The sequence below is a fragment of the Bifidobacterium sp. CP2 genome (assembly GCF_018555635.1).
Classification (GTDB): domain Bacteria; phylum Actinomycetota; class Actinomycetes; order Actinomycetales; family Bifidobacteriaceae; genus Bifidobacterium; species Bifidobacterium saguinibicoloris.
Genome location: NZ_JAFEJX010000004.1, coordinates 82,411 through 107,375, shown reverse-complemented (window position 1 = coordinate 107,375; position 24,965 = coordinate 82,411). Strand labels below are relative to the sequence as shown.

General features: G+C 62.8%; 27 protein-coding genes and 1 tRNA gene. 15 read left to right on the top strand and 13 right to left on the bottom strand.

Annotated features, from left to right (window positions below; genetic code table 11):
- Positions 1-87 precede the first annotated feature (87 nt).
- Both JS531_RS04370 and JS531_RS04365 read left to right on the top strand, forming a co-directional pair.
- Positions 88-717 (top strand): MerR family transcriptional regulator, encoded by a 630-nt coding sequence (locus JS531_RS04370; protein ID WP_214313241.1) that lies wholly within the window; start codon positions 88-90, stop codon positions 715-717.
- Positions 718-816: 99 nt separating this feature from the next.
- A complete protein-coding gene (locus JS531_RS04365) occupies positions 817-1,191 on the top strand; it encodes a hypothetical protein (protein ID WP_214313239.1) in 375 nt (124 codons plus the stop codon).
- A gap of 192 nt (positions 1,192-1,383) precedes the next feature.
- Here JS531_RS04365 and JS531_RS04360 read toward each other — a convergent pair whose 3' ends face one another.
- The 6 genes from JS531_RS04360 to JS531_RS04335 form a co-directional block, all read right to left on the bottom strand.
- Complete coding sequence (locus JS531_RS04360) at positions 1,384-2,100, bottom strand: HAD hydrolase-like protein (RefSeq protein WP_214313238.1); 717 nt, start codon at positions 2,098-2,100, stop codon at positions 1,384-1,386.
- Positions 2,101-2,269: 169 nt separating this feature from the next.
- Complete coding sequence (locus tag JS531_RS04355) at positions 2,270-2,614, bottom strand: RNA polymerase-binding protein RbpA (RefSeq protein WP_214313231.1); 345 nt, start codon at positions 2,612-2,614, stop codon at positions 2,270-2,272.
- 120 nt (positions 2,615-2,734) lie between these two features.
- The gene (locus JS531_RS04350; RefSeq protein ID WP_214313229.1) at positions 2,735-5,311 is read right to left on the bottom strand and encodes a DEAD/DEAH box helicase; all 2,577 of its coding nucleotides are present in this window, start codon (positions 5,309-5,311) and stop codon (positions 2,735-2,737) included.
- Positions 5,312-5,316: 5 nt separating this feature from the next.
- On the bottom strand, positions 5,317-5,631 hold the full coding sequence (locus JS531_RS04345) for a hypothetical protein (RefSeq protein ID WP_214313227.1): 315 nt from the start codon (positions 5,629-5,631) through the stop codon (positions 5,317-5,319).
- Between the two features lie 63 nt (positions 5,632-5,694).
- Complete coding sequence (locus JS531_RS04340) at positions 5,695-7,608, bottom strand: WYL domain-containing protein (protein WP_214313225.1); 1,914 nt, start codon at positions 7,606-7,608, stop codon at positions 5,695-5,697.
- A gap of 123 nt (positions 7,609-7,731) precedes the next feature.
- Positions 7,732-9,159 carry a UTP--glucose-1-phosphate uridylyltransferase gene (locus JS531_RS04335; RefSeq protein ID WP_214313216.1) on the bottom strand — a complete coding sequence of 476 codons (1,428 nt, stop codon included), beginning with the start codon at positions 9,157-9,159 and terminating at the stop codon, positions 7,732-7,734.
- A gap of 221 nt (positions 9,160-9,380) precedes the next feature.
- On the opposite strand from JS531_RS04335, the gene JS531_RS04330 reads away from it, so the two are divergent.
- The 4 genes from JS531_RS04330 to JS531_RS04315 all read left to right on the top strand — a co-directional run bounded on the left by JS531_RS04330 (position 9,381) and on the right by JS531_RS04315 (position 11,797).
- Positions 9,381-10,313, top strand: coding sequence for a class I SAM-dependent methyltransferase (locus JS531_RS04330; protein WP_214313214.1), 933 nt, complete (start codon positions 9,381-9,383; stop codon positions 10,311-10,313).
- Positions 10,314-10,452: 139 nt separating this feature from the next.
- Positions 10,453-10,824, top strand: a complete 372-nt coding sequence (locus tag JS531_RS04325) for a DUF1304 domain-containing protein (protein WP_346427755.1) — start codon at positions 10,453-10,455, stop codon at positions 10,822-10,824.
- Between the two features lie 204 nt (positions 10,825-11,028).
- A tRNA-Pro gene (locus JS531_RS04320) sits at positions 11,029-11,105 on the top strand.
- A 275-nt stretch (positions 11,106-11,380) separates the two neighbouring features.
- Positions 11,381-11,797: a tautomerase family protein gene (locus JS531_RS04315; protein WP_214313204.1), complete on the top strand. Its 417-nt coding sequence runs from the start codon at positions 11,381-11,383 to the stop codon at positions 11,795-11,797.
- A 64-nt stretch (positions 11,798-11,861) separates the two neighbouring features.
- Here the strand turns inward: JS531_RS04315 and JS531_RS04310 are convergent, their stop codons facing one another.
- Positions 11,862-12,083: a hypothetical protein gene (locus JS531_RS04310; protein ID WP_214313202.1), complete on the bottom strand. Its 222-nt coding sequence runs from the start codon at positions 12,081-12,083 to the stop codon at positions 11,862-11,864.
- A gap of 62 nt (positions 12,084-12,145) precedes the next feature.
- Here JS531_RS04310 and JS531_RS04305 point away from each other — a divergent pair, with 62 nt between their 5' ends.
- From JS531_RS04305 to JS531_RS04285, 5 genes are all read left to right on the top strand, one after another.
- Positions 12,146-13,210, top strand: coding sequence for a terminase (locus tag JS531_RS04305; RefSeq protein WP_240542026.1), 1,065 nt, complete (start codon positions 12,146-12,148; stop codon positions 13,208-13,210).
- Positions 13,207-14,766, top strand: coding sequence for a phage portal protein (locus JS531_RS04300; RefSeq protein ID WP_214313200.1), 1,560 nt, complete (start codon positions 13,207-13,209; stop codon positions 14,764-14,766). The genes JS531_RS04305 and JS531_RS04300 overlap by 4 nt, the downstream gene beginning before the upstream one ends.
- Positions 14,678-15,946 (top strand): hypothetical protein, encoded by a 1,269-nt coding sequence (locus JS531_RS04295; protein ID WP_214313198.1) that lies wholly within the window; start codon positions 14,678-14,680, stop codon positions 15,944-15,946. Before JS531_RS04300 ends, JS531_RS04295 begins: the two co-directional genes overlap by 89 nt.
- Positions 15,947-16,097: 151 nt before the next feature.
- Entirely contained in the window at positions 16,098-16,628 is a 531-nt protein-coding gene (locus tag JS531_RS04290) for a hypothetical protein (protein ID WP_214313196.1), read from the top strand.
- Between the two features lie 51 nt (positions 16,629-16,679).
- Complete coding sequence (locus tag JS531_RS04285) at positions 16,680-17,576, top strand: phage major capsid protein (protein ID WP_214313194.1); 897 nt, start codon at positions 16,680-16,682, stop codon at positions 17,574-17,576.
- A 121-nt stretch (positions 17,577-17,697) separates the two neighbouring features.
- Here the strand turns inward: JS531_RS04285 and JS531_RS04280 are convergent, their stop codons facing one another.
- Together JS531_RS04280 and JS531_RS04275 are read right to left on the bottom strand one after the other, a co-directional pair.
- Positions 17,698-17,907, bottom strand: coding sequence for a hypothetical protein (locus JS531_RS04280; protein ID WP_214313186.1), 210 nt, complete (start codon positions 17,905-17,907; stop codon positions 17,698-17,700).
- Positions 17,897-18,103 (bottom strand): hypothetical protein, encoded by a 207-nt coding sequence (locus JS531_RS04275; protein ID WP_214313184.1) that lies wholly within the window; start codon positions 18,101-18,103, stop codon positions 17,897-17,899. The genes JS531_RS04280 and JS531_RS04275 overlap by 11 nt, the downstream gene beginning before the upstream one ends.
- Before the next feature lie 64 nt (positions 18,104-18,167).
- On the opposite strand from JS531_RS04275, the gene JS531_RS04270 reads away from it, so the two are divergent.
- Entirely contained in the window at positions 18,168-18,656 is a 489-nt protein-coding gene (locus JS531_RS04270; RefSeq protein WP_214313182.1) for a hypothetical protein, read from the top strand.
- Positions 18,653-18,925 (top strand): hypothetical protein, encoded by a 273-nt coding sequence (locus JS531_RS04265; protein ID WP_214313180.1) that lies wholly within the window; start codon positions 18,653-18,655, stop codon positions 18,923-18,925. Before JS531_RS04270 ends, JS531_RS04265 begins: the two co-directional genes overlap by 4 nt.
- An 18-nt stretch (positions 18,926-18,943) precedes the next feature.
- Here the strand turns inward: JS531_RS04265 and JS531_RS04260 are convergent, their stop codons facing one another.
- Positions 18,944-19,609 (bottom strand): SIMPL domain-containing protein, encoded by a 666-nt coding sequence (locus JS531_RS04260; protein ID WP_214313178.1) that lies wholly within the window; start codon positions 19,607-19,609, stop codon positions 18,944-18,946.
- A 205-nt stretch (positions 19,610-19,814) separates the two neighbouring features.
- Here JS531_RS04260 and JS531_RS04255 point away from each other — a divergent pair, with 205 nt between their 5' ends.
- Both JS531_RS04255 and JS531_RS04250 read left to right on the top strand, forming a co-directional pair.
- Positions 19,815-20,282 carry a YbaK/EbsC family protein gene (locus JS531_RS04255; protein ID WP_214313176.1) on the top strand — a complete coding sequence of 156 codons (468 nt, stop codon included), beginning with the start codon at positions 19,815-19,817 and terminating at the stop codon, positions 20,280-20,282.
- Between the two features lie 87 nt (positions 20,283-20,369).
- Positions 20,370-21,032, top strand: a complete 663-nt coding sequence (locus JS531_RS04250; RefSeq protein ID WP_214313173.1) for a hypothetical protein — start codon at positions 20,370-20,372, stop codon at positions 21,030-21,032.
- Positions 21,033-21,143: 111 nt separating this feature from the next.
- Here JS531_RS04250 and JS531_RS04245 read toward each other — a convergent pair whose 3' ends face one another.
- The 3 genes from JS531_RS04245 to JS531_RS04235 all read right to left on the bottom strand — a co-directional run bounded on the left by JS531_RS04245 (position 21,144) and on the right by JS531_RS04235 (position 24,873).
- A complete protein-coding gene (locus JS531_RS04245) occupies positions 21,144-21,809 on the bottom strand; it encodes a hypothetical protein (RefSeq protein ID WP_214313171.1) in 666 nt (221 codons plus the stop codon).
- A 164-nt stretch (positions 21,810-21,973) separates the two neighbouring features.
- Positions 21,974-24,103 (bottom strand): bifunctional cytidylate kinase/GTPase Der, encoded by a 2,130-nt coding sequence (gene der / locus JS531_RS04240; protein ID WP_214313169.1) that lies wholly within the window; start codon positions 24,101-24,103, stop codon positions 21,974-21,976.
- On the bottom strand, positions 24,100-24,873 hold the full coding sequence (locus tag JS531_RS04235; RefSeq protein WP_214313167.1) for a pseudouridine synthase: 774 nt from the start codon (positions 24,871-24,873) through the stop codon (positions 24,100-24,102). The genes der and JS531_RS04235 overlap by 4 nt, the downstream gene beginning before the upstream one ends.
- Positions 24,874-24,965 lie beyond the last annotated feature (92 nt).

The window sequence follows — 24,965 nt, the reverse complement described above, 5'->3', positions numbered from 1 at the left end:
TATGCGCATCCAAGGCCATGGTGGATGCGGCGGATGACGGACGGAGGCGGACAGGAGGGGATGATGGTAGGCGTTGATGACGGACGCATGCGTCCGAATCTGTCGCTGTGGGCGGATGACCAGCCGAGCACCTCGGAATCCGCGGTACAGGGGGAGTTGTTCGCCGTCGACGACGAGGATGAGACCTGCAGGGGATATCGTGGAACGGTCGCCTCGAAGGTGGCCGGCATCACCTACCGTCAGTTGGATTACTGGGCCCGCAAGCAGATTCTCGAGCCTTCGATCACGCCATCGCATGGTTCCGGTTCCCGCCGATTGTATTCGTTCAAGGATGTGCTCATCCTGGCCGTGTCGAAACGATTGCTGGACGCCGGCGTGAACCTGCAGAACGTCACGGCCGCCATCGGTTTTCTCAGCCGGCGTTCCACGCGACGGCTGGAGAACGTGACCATCATGTGTGACGGCCAGCACGTCCACGAATGCGTCACCAGCGACGAAATGGTCGAACTGCTGCGGACAGGCAAGGCCGTGTTCGCCATTTCCGTGGGGTCGTTGTGGCATCAAGTCCACGATACGCTGGAGGGGGAGGACTATGTCGACCTCAGGCTCCACCCCGCGCAGGCGTCCGCCGGTCGGCCCATCGACGACCTGACCGCGGAGCGGCTCCGCAGGAAGCTGCGTGTGCAGCAGGCGCGACGGGCCGAAGGGCGTGGCTGAGCATCGGCCCTTTTGGGGAGTCCGCGCCGGAAGGGGACGCCGATCCGGTAGGCGCGGTTTCGTAAGGCGTGGTTTCGTAAGGAAAGGTACGATTACGTTATGTTCGATTTGATGCCTGCGGCGTTGTGGTGCGTCGCGGTGGTTCTGTCGCTGAACATCGTCGGACTGTGCGTGGTTCGTGGACGGCTGGGCCGACCCTACACCGGTGAGGTTCGACGGGTGAGCTGGCCTGTCGTGTTCGCGCATGTGACGTCGTTGGTCGTTGGCGCGATGCCGTATATTCTGGTCGCCGCCTTCAGGGCGGACGCTCGGGCGTACTCGTCCGACATGATCGATTTCTACGATCGGTACGGATGGCCGTCGGCCGTCTTCCTGCTTGTCATGCTCGTCCTGCAATGGCTGTGTCTATACTGGCAGGCGTTCCGCGCGTGGAAGAGCGAGGAGTTGCGCGCCGCGCGCGGCAATGCGGAATGATGCGTTACGTACATCGTGCATGGGGAGTATGCATAGCGCATTATGTATGGCGTATGCATCGAGAGACGCGGCAGGCAGGGAGGATGCTGAGCGACTCCCACTAATCTGACATAACGTACCTTATCGGTCAAACGCGGAGAAAGTTGCGTCCATACTGAACATATGGACGCAACCCGCTGTCCGTCGACGCGGTCAGCGCTGGAAGTACTCGTTCACCGCGTCACGGAGCTCGGACACCTGCTCGATGATGCGGTAGCATCCGTGCTCTTCGAGTTCGCCGGGTTCGGCGTAGCCCCAGCCGCATCCGAGGCAATCGAGTCCACAGGCCTTCGCGCCGTCGGCGTCCGTCCAACGGTCACCGACCATGAGCGCCTTGTCTCCGGCCGTGGCGTCGAAGCCGATGTGCTCGAAGCAGTATCGAATCACCTGGTCCTTGTCGAGACGGGAATTATCCTTGCTCGCGCCGTAGATGCCGGACACCATGGGTGTGACGCCGAACCGTTTGCAGATCGGCTTGGCCTGGTATTCGGGCTTGCAGGTGGCCACGGCCAGATAGTATCCGTCGGCGCGCAGCCCGTCGAGTTGTTCGGCGATGCCGGCGAACACGCTGTTGACGTAGCGTCCGGCGACTTTCTCGCCGGGATGGTTCGGATCGTCGAACACGTTCCGGTTGGCGTAGTAGTCGCGGTAGATGTCGACGGCCTCGTCGAGGCGGTCGGCGGGAACGTGGTTGCGCTTGAGCGAGGTGATGATGGCGGGGCCGACGAACCGGTGGAGCTCCTCGTCGTCGGGCACGGGCATGCCCAGGTGTTTGAACGTCTCCGTCACGCTGAGGATGATGCCGGGTGCGGAATCGGTGAGGGTGCCGTCCAGATCGAGCAGGACCACCTTCTTGGGATGTTCGGCCATGTGTTTCGCTCTCCCCTTGTTGTTCGCGACGGTTCGGCGACCGTCGTTTGTGGGCTACGTTGTGTTTGCGGAAAACATTATGCCCGGTTGCAGTGACCGGGCATGTAGTTCAGGTGTCGTTCACCCGTACGTCCATCGGATGTTTCCGAAGGGACGGCACGTCGGACCGTCATTCGTAGTCCGGAATCCAGCCTTCGCGATGCATCTTGAGACGCTTGTCGAGCAGCTCCTTGAGCTCTTCTTCGCTGCGGCGTTCCAGCAGCATGTCCCAGTGGGTGCGGGTCGGCTTGGCGATTTCGTTCGCCGAGGCGTCCTCGCCTTCGCGATGGGCGGTGGAACCGCAACGGCACTCCCACTCGTCCGGGATCTCGGCACCTTCCGCGAACGGCAGGATGGTGCGATGGCCGTTCGGGCAGACATAGGCGACTTCCTCGCGTGCGGCGAAGTCGACGTTCGAATCGGATTCCAGCGACTTCGCACCGATGCTCATGCCTCGAAGACTGCGTTCTGCCATGATTCGTGTTCCTCCTTGTAAGACCACTCAACATTACGAAACAGCGCGGACGTGCGGCGTATTCCCGTCACCGCGTCCGAAGTGCCGCCGTCGACGTCCTTGACATACGTCTATGGTGTGTCAGTCGACACCCGAGTATGCGACGACGCCTCGGTTGACCATCTCGACGGCTTGTTTGGCCCGACGGGCGAGCGATTCGCCGTTCTTTCCGAGATACTCCCCCGCCACGGAGATCTGCTGCAGCATGTCCGCGAGCCGCTTGGCGTTGCGCACGAAGTCGCCGCCGGTCAGCTCGGTGCCATGCAGTACGCTTGCCAAATCGTCGCCGTCGGCCCACTCGTACATGATGTCGAGGATGCCGAAGTCCACGTCGGGTAGGGAATCAAGCCCATGGTCTTCGCACAGTGCGTTGACCTGCGCCCTGATCGCCTTGAGCTCGCCGGCTGCCACGGCGATGGGGCCATGGACGGTGCCGGGATAGTAGCGTGGTTCTCCCCCGCCGCCGCGCCGCGCCTCGTAGACCAGTCCGGACAGCACCGCGGCCAGACCTGCCGGGGGCAGCAGGTCCAGCGCGCCGGTGAGAATCGCCTGCGCGAGGACGACGTCCTGTTCGCTATAGAGACGTCGTAGCAGCTGGCCGTGCGCGGTGAGCGTGTAGTCCTTCTCTCCCGAACGTTCCAGGTATCCGAGAGTGTCCAGCACGTCGCAGATGCGGTCGAACTGGCGGGCCACGGATCCGGTGCGGGAGTCGTATCGGTCCTGCACGCGTCCCAGTTCACGCATTTCGCGGACCCACCGATGCCCCCATTTGAGATGCTGCTGCAGGTCGGGGCATTCGCGGCAGGGATGCTCGCGGTCCTTGGCGCGGAGTTCGCCGATGCGCCGATCGAGGTCGCGGAACGCGTCGGATCGTTCCTGGTCGGAACGGAAGACCGTATGCTTGAGCCGGTTGCGTTCGGTCTTCTCCAGATCACTCAGACGCATGCGCAGGCTCATGAAATCGCGGAAGTCGCCATGATCGCAGGCGAACGCCTTCTCATATCCTTCGATGGCCTGACGCAGGGTATCCATGCGGGATTCCAACTGCCATGCGGAGGCGTTGGCCTCCCATTGCGCGAAGGAATGGTCGAGCGTGACGCGTGACGTCTCGTAGTCGCTGGCGTTGAGCAGGTTCACCGCCATATTGAACGTGGCCCTGAAGCTGGAGTGCAGCGGATAGACGCGTTTGCTGGACAACGCCGCGGCGGTGGCGGGCACGAACCCATGGTGGTCCACCACGATGGCGTGTCCTATGGTGTCGATGCCGCGGCGGCCCGCACGTCCGGTCAGCTGGGTGAACTCCCCCGGCGTCAACGCCACATGACCGGTGCCATCGTATTTCTCCAGCTTTTCGACCACCACGCATCGGGCCGGCATGTTGATGCCGAGTGCGAGGGTCTCGGTGGCGAACACCATCTTCACGAGCCCCTCTTCGAACAACCGTTCGACGATTTGGCGGAACAAGGCGATCATGCCGGCGTGATGCGAGGCGAACCCTTTCTCGAGCGCGAAGCGGAACCGGGCGAATCCCAGCGCCTTGAGGTCCTCGGAGGACATCTGTCCTTCGACCATCTCGTCGACGATGTGCCGGATGCGCTTCACCTCCTGTTCGGTGGTGAGTTCGAGGCCTGCGTTGATGCATTGCTCGACTGCCTGGTCGCAGCCGTTGCGCGAGAAGATGAAGTAGATGCCGGGAAGCATGTCGAGGTAGTTGAGTTCGTCCACGACGGCCCAGCGACGCGGCGTGTACCGTTCCGGCTTCCGGTTCTGGTCGTTCCGTGCGGCGCGTCCCTTGCCCCCACGTTCACGGCCGCGTCCGCCGCCGTGTGGCTTGTCCGCGCCCCGACGCCGTGCGGCGAGACGGTCGAACTGATCCAGACGGTCGGCGAGCTGGGGGTTGAGTTTGGTGGTCTGGGCGCCGTCGCCGTCACGTCTGTACAGGTCGATGATTTCGGGTTCGGTGCGTTCGTCCTTCTGGACGATGACGTGCTGTTCCAGCGGGACCGGACGCCGTTCGGACACGACGAGCTCGGTCTCCCCGCGTACGGAGGAGATCCACTGGCTGAAATCCTCCACGTTGGATACGGTGGCGGACAGGGCCACGATGTGCACACGCCTCGGCAGGTGGATGATCACCTCCTCCCATACGGGGCCGCGGAACCGGTCCGCGAGGTAGTGGACCTCGTCGAGAATCACGTAGTGCAGCGCGTCGAGCGTGGTGGAACGCTCGTAGAGCATGTTGCGCAGCACCTCGGTGGTCATCACGACGATGTCTGCCTCCGAGTTGATGGAGGTGTCGCCGGTGAGCAGGCCTACCTTGTCGGGACCGTACAGGTCGACCAGATCATGGTATTTCTGATTGCTGAGCGCTTTGATGGGGGTGGTGTAGAACGCCTTGACGTTGCGTTCCTGCGCCAGATAGACGGCGAAATCGGCCACGACGGTCTTGCCGGCGCCGGTCGGGGCGGCGACGAGCACGTTCTTGCCGTCCTCGAGGGCCCTGTTGGCCTTGATCTGGAATTCGTCCAGGTCGAAGGGCAGCGTGCGCGCGAACCGTGCCGCCGCGCCGGCGTCCTGTCGTTGTCGTTGTCTGAACGCCGCGTAGCGTGCCGCGGGTGATGTGGTCTGTTGGTTCGTGGTGTCGTGTCGACGTGTCATGCCTGTTATAACGCGTTCCTCCAACGCTTCCATGCGCGCACATGCCGCTCGCGTTTGGCCTGTCGGCGTTCGATGACGGCGGTGTGCGCACGTTCGTATCGCGCCGCGGCTTCACGCAGCGGCAGCGTGAAGATGGGAGCTTCGGCCTCATCCTCCGTTTCGTCGATGTCGGACATGGCCGCGAACCGTTCGCCGATGGCGCTCCCCGTCTCCGACACCGTATGCAGCGCGGCGACGGCACGCCTGAACGCATAGACCAGTCCGAGAACGATCATGGCGATCATGAACAGGGTCAACAATAGCCAGATCCACCAAGGCATGAGGTTCTCTCCCCTTTCCCATTGCATCCCGTCGGCTCGTCCGTAGCGCCGGACGACCGCGGGTCAGTCCTCGTTCCGTCCCACGACGCTGAGCTCGCGTTGCGCGCGCGCGACGATCATGGTGCGTAGCGTCTCCGGTGCCACGGCCTTGATGTGCCGCGCATGAGCGATGCAGAAGGCAACGAACCAGGAGTCGGAGGAGACGATGAGATTGATCTTCTCCCCCTGACCGCAAGGTTCCACGCTGGCGCCGGGCAGGTTCTCAACGAAGGAGGTGCCCTTGGCGTCGGTGATGAACATCGCGGCGGTGCCGTTGTCGAAGCTCCATTTGCGCAGTTCGCTCAGCGGCATGTCCGGGATGTCGAGGCTGGTGGTGGGTTCGACGAGCTTCGCCTGTTCGATGCGCGCGATACGAAGCACCTGCCAGGTACGCGGTTTGCCGTTGGCTTTGTTGATGGCCGGGTTCTTCAGGACGATGTCCTGCTTGTCCTCGGGCGCGGCCGCCGCCACGTCGGTCCAGACGGCCACGTAGTACACGCCTTCGTCCACGTAGATCTTCACAGGGGCGACGAGACGACGACGGTTGTTGCCGGCACCGTCCGTATAGGTCATGTCAAGCAGGGAGTTGGACGTGATGGCCCTTTTGACGATGCCGAAGTTATGCGGTTCGAGCTCGTACCCGGTGAGGCTCAGCCATGGGGTCTGGCCCGGCTTGACGTGCTGGTGCAGACGATGGTACAGGTTTTCCGCACGCTCCCGCTGGGCGTCGGGCAGCAGCGGCGAATGGGCCAGATAGCTCACCGACGCGGTGAGCATGCTCAGATACTGGGGCGAAATGCCGGCGAGGCGTTCCAGTCCGAGCGAATTGGTGGCCGAGACGATGCCCTCTGCGTCGAGCAGGGACCAGTCGATGTCGAAGAACTGGCTTCCCGCCATCTCGCCGTCGTCGGACACGGTGGTGAGCGTGTTGATGTCCTTGTGGATCACGTTCACCGCCTTCTTCAGCTCCTCGGGGGTGCGGGTCTTGCCGATGAAGCGCACGGCGAGCTCCTCGAGGGAGAACTCCTCGCCGAGGTGGGCGGACAGGAAGAGCATGAGGCGCAGGCGACGGTCCACTTCGCTGCCGGTCTGGAACGACGACTTCTTGCCGTGCTGCTTACCTGATTCGGTCTCATCCGGGTCGGGAGCGTCCCCGACCGTCTGCCCGGCCGTCAACGCCGACGCCTGTTCGATGGTCGTCTTATCGGCCAAGGCGATGTTCTCCGCGGCGACAAGACGCCGGTGGAACGCATCGGCGGCTTCCTGCGGACTGACGATGGAGGCACCAGGATGTTCCAGCACGTACATGGCCAAATCATCGGAATCCGTGTAGGCCACATTGATGTGTTCGCCATCCACGTCGATGGTGGCGGCGAACCGGCGGGAATCGATGACCTTCACCAAGGCGTCCGGAATGGTCTGTGTTCCCAGACCGGGGGCGATGGAATCCAACCCCAAGCCCGGGATGGGCGTCTGGGGTACGCGGGGCGCCGTACGCGAGGCGTGACTGTTCGCGTCGTTCTGTTCACGTTCGCTCGACATGGACATGGAACGGGCGAGATAGTTCGCGGCGGCCAGGACGGACATGTCCTCCGGCTCGAAACGCAGACGCACGCGAGGTTCGTCGCCGAGCTGCAGACGGTAGGAGGCGAAGTCCTGTCCCTCGGACTTGGACGAGTATTCGGGTTGGCGCGATTCGATGGCGATACCCATCGCGGCCAGCTTGGCACGGTCGCGTTGGAACTGCTTGGCGAACGCGGCCTTGGCGGCCTGATCGGCCAATTCCCCGTAGGAGTCGGCGTATGCCTTCACCCGTTGTGCGATCTGACGGGAGGTGAGCCACTGCGGGAACGCGGATGACAGCACGGCCAGCACATCGAGCTCATGCTTGCCCCACTTGTCCGAAAACCGCCGCCTTCCGGTGCTACCTTCTGCCATTAGTCCTCACGTATCGTTAAGGTGTGTTACACGTGCGCCCTGAAGCGCATGCCTCCATCTATATTACGGTGTTTTTTCCGCAACGGGCGTCATTTTGCGAAAAATGAACGTCCGAGTGGCGTGTCAGATCCAATTATCGGGTTCGACGCCCTGCGGTCCCACGTATTCCCCGTTCGGCACATATCGCGGTTCGCCCTCGTCCTCGAGCTTCGCGTCGGAGAACATGACGACGTCGCGTCCGAATGTCCAGTCGCCGTTGATGGTCACGGAATTGGCGGCCGCGAGCGAGGGGACGCTGTAGGGGAAGCGTTCGTCGAAATCATGGATGTTCTTGTAGTACCGGGGGTCAAGGTCCACGTTCGGGAAGATGTAGTTGCCGTCCTCCATCTCATAGGTATCCGTCAGATGGAAGCGATCCGACCGCATGATGAACAGGTCGTCGGTGGTCTTGACCGGCAGGAACCGCATGCGGTCCACCTGCACGCAGATGGCCCCTTCGAACAGGGCGATCGCCGCGCCCATCGCGGTCTCCAGCTGCAGCACCGGCGTGGACTTCGGATCGGTGGGGTCCACGGTCTTGTGGTTGCGGATCACAGGCAACGGAAGCACGCCGTCATACTCGGCGAGCTTCGCCTTCAACGCGTCGACTCGCACCCAGATGGAGTTCGTGTTGAAATACGGGTGCTTGTCGATGTTCTGGGCATCGGCCTTGTCGTCGGGATGCACCTGGCTCATCTCACGCAGGATGAGACGGCCGCTCTTCGCGTCGCGCACGATGTGGCCGCCTTTGCGGTCGGCGTACGTACGCGTGGCGACCTCCACCATGAACGGGGCGCCTGTGTTCTCGAAATGCTGCGCCAGCGTGCGCGAGGGGCGTGCGCCGAGGTTGTCCGAGTTGGAGATGAACAGGTATTCGAAACCGTTCTCCTCTAGCTTGTCCAGCAGACCGGATTCCCAGATGGTGGAGAACAGGTCGCCGTGTCCGGGCGGGCACCATTCCAGATCGGGGTTCTCCGGGAAGGAGACCGGAGCTCCCGTGGCGAGGTTGATCTTCGGCTCCACGTGTTGGATGATCTCGGTGGGAATGGTCTCCTGATGGAACTTCCGGTTGTGGGCGAGCACCTTCATGGTGTCCTTCGAGGTGCGGAAGGAGTTCATCAATGTCAGCGGCAGGTCCACGCCGAGCCGTGTGCGCGCGGTGATGACCTGGCCGAGAATGATATCGATGAAGCGCATCTGCTTCGCCTTGTGACGTCGCACCGGGAGCAGCGACTTTGCGCAGTCGAGGCCCATGGACGTGCCGAGACCGCCGTTGAGCTTGAGGAACGCGGTCTTGGCGAACGCGTTCACGGCCTTGTCGTGGTCGATGGTCTTGTAGACATCATGGAAGCTCGGGACTCCGGTAAGCGGCTCCACATCGGATTCGCGGATCCAGCTGGAGGCCTCCTCGTTGCGCCACACGTCATACAGACGCCTGAACTGGCTGATGGCCACCTCGCTCATGCCATGGTCTCGCATCTTCGCGGCGGACTGGTCGAACACGTCGGACATACTGCTCCTTACATTCGGGACGGGCCGTTGCGGCGGCGTTCCTGCGTTGCGGACTGGTGCCAAGTCTAACGGATATTCCACGGACACCCCGCAACCGAGGTACATGCAGGGTGAAAAGTTGGTGAATGGCCCGTCGATGCCGCCCACTGACTCCACACGACTCGTTCAGGCATCGATGTTCACCGGCCGCCGATGCGTCCTCACGAAGAACGCCGATTCCGATGTCTCGAACGCTTGGCGCCTCCGCGAAGCCGTACGCCAGCGATGCTCAACATGGTGTTCATTCTGTATCGTTGAATCAAATCGACAACATGTCGAGCATTGTTGCTCCAGTTTTGGCATCTCTCGACTGTTTCATTGCGGGAACGACAGCCGGGATGCCTATGCTGGGGGCCATGGGGCATACGAGATTCCAAGGAAAGGCGCAGGCATACGCGGAAGGCAGGCCGGGGTATCCCGCCGAAGCAATCCGATACGTCGGGGAACTGATCCGCCATACGATCGAACCGGAGGCCGACGTCCCTTCCATCGCGGACATCGGTGCCGGCACGGGCAAACTCACCATCGCACTGGCCGGACTCGGCGTGCCCGTATACGCCGTCGAACCGGATGCCGACATGCGGCATGAACTGACCGCCCGCACACGCGGCCTCGCCGACGTGACGGTCGTCGCCGGCACGGCGGACGTCACCGGTCTGCTGGACGGAAGCGTGGACGTGGTCGTTGTCGCGCAAGCGCTTCACTGGTTCGATCCCGAAACCTTCGCCGCCGAATGTCGTCGCATCGCACGCGACGGACGATACCTGCTGGTCTCGCTGTACAACGTCACCTCCTTCGACTCGGCGATGCGGGCCGACCGACGCGACGGCCATGGTGACGTCATCACGGGAAGCATCCGTCATTTCGAAGACACGAAAGCGGCATTCTTCCGCCAACCCACGGTGCGCTCGTTCCTTAATCCCATCCGCTACACACGTGACACATGGCGTGCGTACATGGACTCGCACTCGCACAGTCCGCTGCCGGACGAGGAAGGATATGCCGCCTATCGGGCATGGGTGGATGAACTGTTCGACCGGCGGTCCGTCGACGGCATCCTGACCGACGACACCGTCTGCATGGTAGCCAGCGAACTCGTACGTCTCGCCGACTGATGCAGCCATTTAAGGCGCGGACTCCCCGATCCGCGGAAGACCGGCATGGACGCCGGAACCGACACCGGTGGTAGTCTCTCAACCGTACAGTGTCCATCCGCGCATCGAAGGGAAGATACGAATGCTTACGGCATCATGTGTGTTCGCGATTCTGGCGGGATTGCTTCATGTCCTGATATTCATTCTGGAATCGTTCCGTTGGACCGACCCGAACACGATGAAGACCTTCTCCATCCAATCGCCCCAGGAAGCCCAAGCCACAAAGGAGATGGCCTACAACCAAGGCTTCTACAACCTGTTCCTCGGGCTCATGGCATTGGGCGGTGCCATGCTCGTCTTCGCCGGACAACATGCAGTCGGCGCGACGCTGATGGCCGCGGGAACGGCATCCATGGCGCTTGCTGCTTTGGTGCTGTTCACCGGAAGTCCGGACAAACGCGGCGCCGCGATCAAACAGTTCCTGCTCCCGGCGATTACGTTGGTATGCCTGCTGGTCTCCGTCGTTCTTTGACGATGCCGGTACGCAGGGATGCCGCTCCATGTCTGCCGCCAATGTCGCGGTTGGCGGCAGACGAAAACCCGATGGACGACGACCTGTGCAGAAGCATGTGACACACTATCCGGAGCATGGGCAAGATGCGAAACACGCCGATTTGCGTTTCCCGATACATCTGGTAGATTATTCCACTGTTGCGCGTTGGGGCGCAGCGATCATCGGACCATAGCGCAGTTTGGTAGCGCACTTGACTGGGGGTCAAGGGGTCGCGGGTTCAAATCCCGCTGGTCCGACCAGAAAGCCCGGAATTTCAACGATTCCGGGCTTTTTTGTATCTTGCGACACGCCGTGTTCCTTCCCTTTTGGACACAACTACGGACACAATTCGGGACACACCCCTACCCCGACACGCCTCATATCGACGGCGTGTCGCTCCATGGCCGCGAGACCGGCTTTATCCGACGCGAAGTCTACTCCACGGTTTCTTCACGCGGTTTTTGTCGAGGGGTACCGTCGCGACCTGCTCCGTATAATCCACGGGGAACGATATCCCCTACCGAAGGAGACGGTCATGCCGTACATCAGGGCCCGCATCGCGGGCGACGAATCATCGCAGACGGCCGCACGGGTCGCGCAGCTGCTCACCGATTTGGCTGTAGGCACGCTCGGCAAGCAGCGCGACGTGGTGTCCGTGGACGTGGACTTCGCAAACCCCGCCCACTGGTTCGTCGGCGGCGAGTCCGCCGAACAATGGCATGAGGCCACGTTCTACGTGGAGATCAAGATCACCGAGGGCACCAACACGAAGAACGACAAGGCCCTGTTCGTCCAGTGCACGTTCGACGTCATGAAGGACATCCTCGGCGAAGTGTCCGAGGCCAGCTACGTCGTGGTGCAGGACGTACGACCCGACTCATGGGGCTTCGGCGGCCTCACGCAGGAATACCGGTACATCGCCGGCAAGATCAGCGCCGAGGTCGGCGACTGACCGACACGCGAAAAACGCCACGGCCCCGCTCTCCCATCGTGGAGAACGGGGCCGTCTCGTCGTTTCAGCCGGCTCTTCGACGCAGCAACGGCACGATGCCGTTGAGCGTGACATGGCCGTGTTGGTCGGGCGTGAGGCGTTTCTGGTGGATCCATATGCGGATGGTCGCGGCGGGCAAGCGGATGCCGGCCTTGGCGCATTCACGGCTCGGCTGCTTCGGGGTGCCCTTCTTCTCGGATTCGGCGAGCTTGTCGAGCAGCCGGTCGGCGACGTAGGCGCGGTTCACCTGCGCGCGAGACGTTCCAGACGATGTGCGGGTTCGCGCGCGACAAGCGGATGGCCCGGTACGTGAATCATATCCGTCGCGTGAACGGCCAGCAGGAGATCGCGTTCCGCAACGGCAGCCGCATCATGTTCGGTGCGCGCGAGCAGGGCTTCGGCCGTGGCTTCGACGCGGTCGACATGGAGATCTTCGACGAGGCGCAGATCCTGACGGTGAAGGCGTTGAACGACATGGTGCCCGTCATGAACGTGTCGCCGAACCCGCTGCTGGTGATGATGGGCACTCCCCCGCAGCCGGGCGACCCGTCCGAACAATTCGCCCAGAAGCGCGCCGACGGGCTCGCCAAGAGGGACGGCATGCTGTACGTGGAGTTCAGCGCCGACCGCGACGCCGACCCCGACGACCACGCCCAGTGGGCGAAGGCGAACCCCTCGTATCCGAAGCGCACCAGCGCGAAGGCCATCCAGCGCATGCGCCAGTCATTGGGCGGCGTGGACAACTTCCGCCGCGAGGCGTTGGGCATCTGGGACGAGGACACCACCCTGAGCGCCATCGACCCGAAGCAGTGGGCCGCCGGCGCCGTCGACGTCCCCGATTTGGAGGGGCGCGTCGCCTACGGGCTGGACATGCCGCCCGACCGGTCGGCCCTGGCCGTCGCCGCCGCCGTCAGGCACGGGGACGATACCGCGTTCGTGAACCTGCAGGAATACCGTGACGCGCGGCGCGAGGGCGTCGCATGGGCGGTCGACTGGCTCGCCGGACGCTGGGCGAAGACCTGCGCGGTCGTGGTGGACGCGCAGTCGCCGGCCATGAGCCTCGTCCCCGACCTCGAGAAACGGCACATCCGCGTCACGGTCACGCAGACGCGCGACCTTGGCGCCGCCACCGGAAGGACGCTCGACATGATCCACGCCGGAACCCTCCAACACCTGTCCGCCGACCGGCAGCCCCAGTTGAACACGGCCGCCCTGAACGCCACCCTCCGCCCCCTGGGCCCGAACGGCGCGATGGCATGGAACAAGAAGGGCGCGGACACCGACATCAGCCCGTTGCAGGCCGCCACGCTCGCCCTGCACGGCGCATACACCAGCAAACGAAGACCTGGTAGGAAACAGAAGGTGATGGTATGAGCACGACATCCACGACCGTCGCCCCGGACGGGATCCTGCTGCCGGGCGTGCCGGCCATCGCCGCGAAGGGAGGCAACAGCCCCTATCTCGACGTGTCCAGCGCCTTCCCCTCCACCATCGCGGGCGTGGACGACGCCGACATGCCCACCGTGCGCGAACTGCTCGAGGTATGGCGCGCGAAATACCCGCGCAACCTCATCCGCAGCCAATACGCGCTCGCCCACGAACAGCTGAAGGACTTCGGCATCAGCATCCCCCAGTCGATCCGCACCAAGGTGGAGGCGATGATCGGGTGGCCCGCGAAGGCGGTGCGCGCCCTCGCCGACCTGAGCGTCTTCGAGGGGTTCGTGTTCGACGGCGCCGATGACGTGTATGGGCTCAACGACATGTGCGACGCGAACGGCTTGGACGTGGTGGTGCCCCAGACCATCACGTCCTGCTACACGCATTCGTGCGCGTTCATGACCGCGAGCACCGACCCGTCGGACCCGCGGCGCGTGGTGTTCCAGCCGCGCAGCGCGGACTGGAGCGCCGCCCTGTGGGACCAGGAGCACCGATGCATCAGGGCCGCGCTGACCATCACGTCGGATGACGAATACGGGCGCATCACCGGCTTCAACGTGTGGCTTCCCGGCCACGTGTACGTGTGCCGCGGCGACATCCTCCCGTGGCGCGCGGACCGCGTCGATTCCGCCTATCAGGGCGTGGCCGTGGTCCCGTTCGTCTACGACCCGCAGCTCAACAGGCCGTTCGGACGCTCCCGCATCAGCCGTTCGCTCATGGCATTGACCGACATGGGGTTCCGCACGATGGTGCGCATGGAGGCGTCCGCCGAATTCTACTCGGTCCCGAAGCTCTGGTTCCTCGGCGCCGACCGGGACGCGTTCAGCGCCGACACGTGGAGCAGTCTCATCTCCTCGATCAACGCGATCAGCAAAGACGAGGATGACGACGTCCCCACGTTGCAGCAGATCACGCAGGCGTCGATGCAACCCCATTCCGACATGCTGAAGACCATCGCCCTGCTGGTCGCCTCCGAAACGAACCTCCCGGTCAACGACCTCGGCATCACGATGGACAACCCCGGCTCCGCGGAGGCGATGGCCGCCGCGGAACGCAAGCTCACACGCGAGGCGGACCGGCAAAACAAGCAGTTCGGACGCGCACTGCGCGACCTCATGGCGATCGGCGTCTGCCTCAGGGAGAATCTCGATTCGCCTCCCGACGACCTGCGCAAGGCACGGCCCGTGTGGGCCCCGACGCAGGAGATCAGCACCACGAGCCGGGCGGACGCGTTCAGCAAGATGGCGGGCGCGCAACCGGCGTTCGCGCAGACCGAGGCCGGGTGGCGCTACGCGGGCTTCAACCGGGCGGACGTCGCCCAGATACTGAGCGCCATCAACGCCCAGAAAGCCGGCAACGTGCTCGACCGGCTGATGGAACTGAACACCACGACTGGAGGCGGCGATGGAGGACAACAGCCCGACGCCCGACCGCAGCCAGGTGGACAGGCTCAGCCAAGGGCAGCGGGCGGCGGCCGCCGCGGCGCAGCGTGAGTTGTCGAGGACGTTCGAGACCATCCTCGCCATGCCCGGCGGCCCCGCCGACCAGCGGAACGCGCTGCTCGAGCTCGTGCCCGCCATCGCCCGCACATTCGGCAACGTCGATTCGAAGGCGGCGGCCGAATGGTATGACGAGATGCGCCGCAAATGGTTCAAGGAAGAGGACTACACGGCCAGCGTCGGATACGACGTGGACGAAGTCCCCATGCGCAAGACCATCCGCCGTCTCGCCCGCCACCTCTGGAAGGGTGAGGACGGCAGCCCGCCCGACACCGACGCGCTCCTGCGGGGGTTGCGGGCCAACCTCGACAGGTGGGTGATGGCAGGAGGCCGCGAGACCATCGGCAGGGCCGTGCGCGACGATCCCCGCGGCGCCCGCTACGCCCGCGTGCCCCAAGGACCATCATGCGGGTTCTGCATCATGCTCGCATCGCGCGGCTACGTGTACCTGTCCGCCGAAAACGCCGGAGCGGACACCCAGTGGCACAACGACTGCGACTGCGAGATCGCGGTCAGCTGGGACGGCGAGGAACCCAAAATCGAGGGCTACAACCACCAGGACATGTACCAACGGTACCTGACCTGCCGCAAGACCATAGAAAGCCGGCTGACCGAGGACCGCTACCAGACCACCTACGTCGACACGTTCGTCCCGAAAAACGAGAAGGACGAGCCCATCAAGTTCGAAGACTGGGTGGAACGGCAGGTCGCCGCCGAAATGGACTGGCGAGACCATCAATGGCTGTTCGACGGCACCGAACCAGAAATCACTTTCGAGACCGAAGCCCTTGAACAACAGATCCGCAAGGAACACGCGCAGGAGCTCGATACAGCTGAGCGGCTGCGTCGGCTCGGCATCCCTCCCCATTTCGTCGTGGACACGGAAACATACTTCGACGAGGAGAAAGGAATCGAACAGACCCGTGGGCTGGCCGACTGGGAGAACGGAATCGAGATCAAAACGCTGCTTGACACCGGCAGCAAGAACACCATCAACGCCCATCTCAAGGACACCAGCCGGAAACGGAACGCCACGCGCGTAATCTTCGACAACACGGATAACAAAGCCCTTACCGACGATGAGTTGAAGGAGATTCTGTCATCCAGCAGGCGGTTCAAGCAGGGGATGATTTACATGCTCTCCAAGGACCAACTCTTGATCCGGATACGATGAGCGCCTCAAATGTCACCAAAACGGGTGTCAATCGGGGCGCTCCTTAATTCTATCATGCTTCCCGTTTCGGCGGGCGTCCACGCGCTGCGTCATGCGCGGTCGAACCCTACGAAGGGTTTCAAACCATCGGCAACAACATAAGGAGTCAACCATGCTCATGACCGTCAACCCGCTCATCCGCACCATCGACGCGCCGGCCGAAACCGGCTCGTCCGACGGCGGCGACGCATCCGGGCAGACACCGGCGAAATCGTTCTCCCAGACCGAGGTCGACGCGATCGTGGAGAAGCGCATCGCCCGCGTGAAATCCCAGTACGCGGATTACGACGAGCTCAAGGCCAAGGCCGTGAAATACGACGAGGCCGAGGATGCCGGCAGGAGCGCCCTCGAAAAGGCGCAGGCGCAGGCCGCCAAATACAAGGCCCAGTTCGACCAGCTGACCACGCAACGCCAGCAGGAGCAGTGGAAGACGGCCGCGTCCGAACAGTACGGCGTGCCCGTGTCCCTGCTGCATGGCTCCACGCAGGAGGACATCGAAGCGAACGCGAAGGCTCTGAAGGAATGGCACGACCCGAAGCCGAAAGGCCTCTCCGTGCCGAACCCGGCGCAGCAGCCGGCCCGTCCAAGCAAGACGACCATCGCGCAGGACTTCGAGAACTCCTTCAACAAGATCGGCTTCTAGCCGACCCCTCCCATACAACCCGAATCATCCAAGCTCGAAAGGAGCATCATCATGGCAGATCCGACCATGACACGACAGTCCGGCGGCCTCGACCTGACCCCGGAGACCCAGAACACCATCTGGCAGAACGCGGTCTACCAGAGCGCGTTCATGCAGCTCGTCCCGCAGATCCCACTGCCCGGCAAGGGCGTGCGCGTCCCGATCATCACCGGCGACCCGGAGGCCGACTGGGTCGCCGAGGGAACCGAGAAGCCCAAGAGCGGCGTCGGCTTCGACAAGAAGGACATGGTGCCGTACACCATCGCCGTCATCCTGCCGTTCTCCAACCAGTTCCGCCGCGATTTCAACGCGATCACCCAGCAGGTCATCGCGAAGGGCCCGCAGGCCATCGCCCGCAAGATCGACCAGACCATCATGGGACTGGTGGCCGCTCCGGGCGCGGACTTCGACACGCTCGCCAACGCCCCGCAGGTCAGCCTCGGCAAGACCGTGTGGAAGAGCCTGAACGACGCGGACGACAAGGTCACCGACGCGGACGGCACCGTCGACGGCTGGGCCCTCTCCCCGCAGGGCCGCAGCATCCTGCGCCAGGCGACCGACAACAACGGCCGCCCCCTGTTCCTCGGCTCCACCGGCGAATCCGACGTGAGCACCGTACTCGGCAACCGCACCTACATCAGCAAGGGCGTGCACGTGCCCGCGCAGGCCGCCGGCACGGACAACAACCCGCCCGCACGCCCGGAGATCGTGGGCGTGGCCGGCGAGTTCGCGTCCGCCGCATGGGGCACGCCGCAGGGCTTGCAGACCAGCGTGTCCGACCAGGCCCCCATCACCATCGACGGCAAGCAGGTGAACCTGTGGGAGAAGAACATATTCGCCGTGCGCATCGAGATGGAGTTCGGCTTCCGCGTGCGCGACATCAACCGCTTCGTCCTGCTCACCAAGTGAGGCGATAAGACATGACGTTCCGGTTCCACATCATCCCCGCCGCGGCTAACTGCCCGGCTCGAAAACCGTCAAAGACGGCGCCCGTCGGCATGGGACATGTCGGCGAGCGCCGTTGTGGTTCCTAGTCTTCGTTCTTGTGCTTGCGAGGACGTCCGCCGCCGACTCCACGGCCGGGACGATTGCGGTTCCATTCGTCTATCGTTTCGATTGACCAGCCGCGGGTTTTACCGATTCTCACATCGGGTTCGGGTAGTTTGAGGTTGAGCAAGCCGCCGCTGGTGATGCCGAGGCGTTTGGTGCCCTGTTTGACGCCGAGGTATTCAGTTGTCATTGTGGCTTCCTTCCGGTAGGGCGAATATGACTCCGGCGAGGCCGAATACGCCTGCGGGGATTGCGTGTCCCGCGACGCCGAGAATCAGCGATGTTAAGCCGAGTATGAGTGCCAGTGTCTTGGTGTTCATGGTTTCATAGACTAGTCCGAAACGATGCGGCAAGGCCGGCGAGGGGATCCGCTCGTTCACGACCATGAAGCCGCGTACGTCCCTTAAGGAGGTCATCCACGACGAGGTGAATCCGCTATGGGACATGTAGGTGAAGAAGAAACTCGACAACGGGTGCAAACCGAACTTCTCGAAGGACCTGCCCGGCACTCGATTCTTCGTCGCCGGCCCGTGGAAGAACGGCGGCGCCCATATTTGGAACGCCGAAGTCATCGAGACTCCCGACGGCTGGAAATCCCTGCGCATGTACGATTACCAGTCCGGCGACTACCGGCAGTACGGGTATTCCAACGGCAAGATCCCCGACTACTATCCCGACGCCATCAAGGACGGCGAACTCCGGTTCCTGCGCGTGGACGACATACAGCCCACCGACTCGTTGCTGGAGGGTGGACGACCGAGCTTCAAGGATGCGCCCGCCTATGCGAAACCATGGGTCGCCGATCCCGACACCGTGCAACGCTGGAGCAAGTGGAAACTCCAACAAATCCATCGCGATGACACCGCATGGCGGCAGCACTCCAGCGAGTACGACAATTGGGTCGAACCCACGCCACCGAGTCAAGGAGGACAAACATGACCGATAAAGTCACCAGCTACCATCAGGCGAGACAGATTGTTGAACGGGCCAACGGCGGCACCCCCACCGCAGCGGAAGGCCGGGAGGATGCCGAGTACTACCACGTGCCCGCGGATCCCGACTTCGCGATGCTCGACGACTGCGACTGGTACGTGAACAAGAAGACCGGCAAGGCCGAACGGCTCTACAGCTCGCCGCTCATGCCTGCCGGTTCAGACAGCATGTACCACCGTGGCTTCAAGCCCGTCAGGGATGAAACTAACGGATAGACAAGTAAAGGAGCTTTTCTATTGCAACGTCCAAATGCAATTGACTTTGCAGGAGATACTAATAGGCTCAGGCGTGAACTCTGGAGCTTGGTCATCATCACCTAGGAAGTCCGGAGCATAGAGTGCCCCATCGTAATAGCCGCGTCTCCTGTTCTCGAAATCGTATTCGATTGAACTGATGGGTCCCAATTCCGCACCGGATGCTTTGGCCAGGATTCTGGCCTTCGCCTCTCCGGATTTCACCGCTCTGGCAAGCAGAGACTCCCTTGCCGCGTTTTCGTCCGCAAGATCAAAATCCATGTCGAATGTGACGGAATCGCCGCAGTCGGATAACGCGAGCCATATCGGTGTCGAAAGCTCTATGTCGGATGTTTTTGCAATCACCTTACCGGAATAGCTATATCCCTGAACTTCGGTTTTGGCGTAATAGTAATCGCCGTTGCCTTTCTTCTTGCGGTACAGCCGTTCCGTATGCGCGCTCAGGGAGAAATATCTTGTGGAGATGGCGGAATCCGGGACATTGGCTTGCCTGAGCTTGCTTCTCACTGCTGCAAGGTTCGTGTTATAGGCCGTGGCGCATTCTTCCTTGGTATTGCAAATCCCCGAGATAGTTATCGTTACAGTCAATTGATCTGCATCGAATAGATCTTCGATGCTTGAGCCGATCTTTACTGTCCTGTCCATAATCAACCTCCTTGTTCGATGGATATGCGTTCCTACGTGCAAGACTATCGCACCCCCTCGCGTGCAGACGTTGTTTCGCAGCGGGACGGAGACCTTACTGGATCAGGCGATGCGAATACCCGCCGCAACAAGCGTGCGCATGAAACGATGGATAATGGGAAAGCATCAACAAACCAGCGGCCCTCATTGACCGGAGGCACATGTCATGGCCAGTTATGAGCAGATCAGACGATTCGCCGAGGAACATCCCGATCAAGCCCGGATCATCGAACATGAGATCGCCATCGTCGATTTGGAATCGGGCGCGAAAGTGTTCGACATCGCCAAGGCGGCGGCCACCTATATCGTAGAAGCCAAGGAAGGCGTGTTCGCCGTCGTCGCTTCCGCCACGGGACATCTGAGATGGCGGCAGCTCGGTCGCACACTGGGATTACATCAGATTCATCTGGCCGCTCCGGAACTGGTCAAGGAGCGCACGGGCTATGATGTCGGCACGATCGGTCCGCTGTTCCTGAACGGCGTGCGCATGTTCTTCGACGACAGGCTGCTGGAACATGACATAGTGTATTGCGGCACGGAGGATGCGCACCACACGCTCGCCATCGCGCCGCAGCTCATCGCCGACACCAACGACATCGCCGGCTACTTCAACAGCGACGACTATCTGAAGTAGACGATTGCACCACATAGCCTCACCAGCCACACGGCTCCCCGCGGTGGTTCTGGATTAACGTATAAGGCGTGGGAATAGGAGGAAACCATGAGCAACGCCGACAGGCCACGATGGCAGGCGGCCATTCCGACCGGCATCGCTGCGACCGAACATCAGACCGATGAAGGCGACGGAACCGGCGTCCTCGGTGGAGACGCTCGCGTCATCGCGTTCACCGCAAAGCAGATCGACCGAACGATGATCACCCTTCACGATATCGCCAAGACGTCCGGACCACCGTGGATCTCATACGAAGAGACAGGTATGATCGCCGATCCGGCAGCGGCGCTGTCACTGGTTCGGCCGCGAATCGGCGAAGCGTTCGATTCGGATGAGCGTGATGGATTGTCCCTACTCGCCGATGCGTTGGACGATGCCGTCCGGCGTCGGGTCTCCCTCCTGTTTGACTTCGGCGCCGAGCCCATCATCACACGTCAGACCCCGATTCATCCGACCGGGGACAGAAACGTGCTGATCATCGGCACCGACGATGTGGACGGGATCTTCGACACCCCGGGAGCCTTATGGAACCTCACGCACGTTCTGATTCATCGCTATGACATGGTCGTGGTTCGTGACAGGATGGACGCCGGATTCCGTGCAACCCCATCAGGCGAAATGCTCCGGGCACGTATGGAGATGCTCGCTGAAACGATCATGGGTTATGGCCTGTGGTGCGTGGTCAACGGCGGAATTCCCCTGACGGACTAGACCAAGGCACAACGAGTTCCCCGTTCGTCTCCTCAACAAAACGTCGCCACTCCATCCGTACATCCTGCACGACCAGCCCAACCGTCGCAACCCCAGTCGATCGGGAGCCCATCAGAATCCCCAGTGCTCCTCGTGGTCGTTCACGCATACGTCGAATCGCAGAACCGGCTCTTCGGGAGGTGCGGCGATGAACCGTTCGATCCGGTCCATCTGGGCGTGGCTGATGCCGACATGTGATTCGGGCCCCACCGCGAGCACGGGCGCCTGCGGATCGTTGCCGGCGATGGCGAGTCCTGCATCATACGTGGTCTCCTCGTCGTCGATCCACACGATCGGACGACCATACCGCAGATGGTTCAGCACCGCCCGCCGCTTGCCCGTACGCCGCCCCTCCCCGGTGACCGGATTGTACCAACGAATCGTCTCCCAGTCGACGCCGAGATGCAGGTTCAGCAGGTCCGTGTACGGCTGCCACGTGCTCAGCCACAGGATGTCGGCGTCCAACGTCCTGAGCCGATCCACCAACTCGCTCGACCACAGGATGCGAAAGCGTCCCTGGAATCGTATGAATACGGTCTCCTTGCGGTCCGGCGTGAACCAGTTTTCCGGCGAGTACAAGGCGATACGCGGGTCTTCCGGCCGCATCCAATCCGTCGAATTCCGACGACGACGTACCTTCTCGTCCGGAAACTGGTTGATCACCCCGTCGAAATCGATGAGCACCAGCGGACGCACACGACTGTCGACGACGTCACCGACGTGTAGGAAGTCATCCATCGGCATCGTCCATCCTCTCTCCGCCAATGCAGGAACGTACGGCACGGCCTTTCCGTGTACGAGACGGGCATACAGACGATGTGGGCGGTACCGTCGTACAACGGTACCACCCACATCGCGTCAGCGTCGGCGACGGCGTCGATGCGAAACGCCCGACGACGACGCTACTTGCGCTTCTTCTTCTCGCGGATGTTCACCGAAATCTGAATCGGCGACCCCTCGAAACCGAACTCCTCACGCAGCGAACGCTCGATGTAGCGGCGGTAGCCGTGCTCGAGGAAGCCGGTCGCGAAGATCACGAACCTCGGCGGACGCGTCGACGCCTGCGTGGCGAACAGGATGCGCGGCTGCTTGCCGCCTCGCAACGGATGCGGATGGGCGGACTGCAGCTGTCCCAGGAACGCGTTGAGCTTGCCGGTCGGAATGCGCTTGTCCCAGGATTCCAGCGCCTCGCGCATGGCCTTGGCCAGACGGTTGGTGTGCCAGCCCGTCTTGGCGGACAGGTTGACGCGCTGAGCCCAAGTGACGCGATCGAACTCGGTGACCCACAGGCGTTCGAGACGCTGCTTGTCGAACTCGTCCATCGCATCCCACTTGTTGAACACGAGCACGATGGCGCGGCCCGCGTCCACGGCGGAGCTCATGACCTTGAGGTCCTGATCGGAGATCGGCACGGACGCGTCGAACAGGACGAGCGCGAGCTCGGAACGTTCGATGGCCGCCTGCGTGCGCAGCGACGAATAGTATTCCGCGCCCTGCAGCTTGTGCTGGCGGCGCTTGATGCCGGCCGTGTCGATGAACAGCCAATCCTCGCCGTCGATGTCGATGACCTCGTCGACGGGGTCGCGCGTGGTGCCGGCCAGATCGTTGACGACGGCGCGCTGCTCGCGTGCCAGCTGGTTGAGCAGGGACGACTTGCCCACGTTCGGACGGCCCACGAGCGCCACACGGCGCAGGCCGGAAGGCGTGAGGAATCCGGAGGTCTTCTCCGCCTTCCGCAGCGAGTCGAGCGCCTGGTCGAGCAGATCGCCCACTCCCCTGCCGTGCATGGCGGAGATGGCGTACGGCTCGCCGAGTCCGAGCTTCCAGAATTCGGCCGCGAGGTATTCGCTTTCACGGTCGTCGATCTTGTTGACGGCGAGGGTGACCGGCTTGCCGGAGGCGCGCAGCATCCTGACGATGCGCTCGTCCGTATCCGTCAGACCCACCTGTCCGTCGACAACGAGCACGACCGCGTCGGCGAGGTTCACGGCGACTTCGGCCTGCGACGCGATGGCGGAGTCGATGCCCTCGACGTCGACCTCCCAGCCGCCCGTGTCGACGAGCTTGAAGTCGGTGCCGGCCCATTCCGCGTCGTAGCTGACGCGGTCGCGCGTGACGCCCGGCGTGTCCTCGACGACGGCGACGCGCTTGCCGAGGATGCGGTTGACGAGCGACGACTTGCCCACGTTCGGACGGCCCACGATGGCGAGCACGCCGACCGGACGCGCCGCGGGACCGGAGCGGGACAGGTCTCCCCCACGGTCCTCGATCAGCGCCTCGTCGCCCTCGGCCAGTTCGTATCCTTCGAGGTTGGCGGCGTACCGCTCGTACTCCTGTTCCTCGATGGCGTCGTCGACCAGACCGACCAGCACGTCGAGCGTCTGCGCGAAATCCATGTCGGAGTTGTCGACGGTGGTCACGCCGTCCGCCGCGGTGGTGAAGTTCGTGACCTTGGAGTCCTGACGGTCGCGCGCGGCGACGTCCTCCGCGCCCACGCCGGATACGGCCTGTCCGGTACGCCTCGCCTGACGCACCTCCTCACGTGCGGTGAGCAGGACGCGCACTTCCGCGTCGGGGGCGACGACGGTGGTGATGTCACGGCCCTCCGCGACGACGCCGAGCCCACCGGAGAAGGAGTCGGCCGACTCCTCCCGCGCGATGTAGGCGCGCTGCGCTGCGATGAGCACGTTGCGTACGGGGATGACGTTCGAGACCTTCGACACGTGCGACGAGACCTCGGAGGAGCGAATCTCCTGGGAGATGTCCTCGCCGTCCGCGGTCACGAACGGATTGTCCGGGTCGACGCCGATATCGAAATGGTCACCGGTGAAGAACTCGCCCACGGTCTCCGTGACGAGACGCTCATCGACCTGATCCACGTCGAGGTCGATGCCCTGATGCAGGCACCACCACGTGCAGGCCCGGTACATGGCGCCCGTGTCCAGATAGGCGAAACCGTAGAACTTGGCCAGCGCCTTCGACGTCGAGGATTTGCCGACGCCGGCGGGCCCGTCGATGGCGACACGAATCACAGGCCGACCTCCTTGGACAGGGAACGCACCTCGGTCTGGCTGAGCACGCGGTAGGAGCCGGACTTCAGGTCGCCGAGCTTGATCGGACCGATCTGGGTGCGGACAAGACGCTTGACGGGGAAGCCGATGGCGCCGAAGATACGGCGTACGATGCGGTTCTTGCCGGAGTGGAGCACGACCTTGACGATGGTGGTGTCATGGTTCGCGTCGATGATGGCGCAGCGGTCGAGCTTGATCCAACCGTCGTCGAGCTGCACGCCGGTGGTGACCAGACGACGGCACACCGTGCCGGAGATGCGGCCTTCCAGCGTGGCGATGTAGGTCTTCTCCACCTCGTACTTGGGGTGCATGACGTGCTGGCTGAGCTCGCCATCGTTCGTCATGAGGATGAGGCCCTCCGAATCGTAGTCGAGACGGCCCATGTGGAAGATGCGCTCGTACTTGTCCCCCACGATGTCGCGCAGGGTGTAGCGGCCCTTCGGGTCCTCCATGGCGGACAGGACCTTCTTGGGCTTGTTGAGCGCAAGGGTGATGTGATTGTCGTTGATGCGCACGCGCGAACCGTCCACACGGATTTCGTGGTGCTTGGGATCGACGCGGGTGCCGAGTTCGGTGACGAGCGCACCGTCGACTTCGACGCGTCCTTCGGTGATCATGAGCTCGCATTTACGGCGGGATCCGAATCCAGCCTGGGCGAGCAGCTTCTGCAGGCGAATGCCTTCCTGAGCGGTGTCTTGCGCCTTTCTGGCGCGGGCATATGCGTTTGGCATCGTTCTCCCAACGTGGCCTAGGGTATTTCCAACCTTTTCATGATACCTTACCCGGTGGTCCGACTGCTAGACTGGCAGTCGTCCGGCGGGTT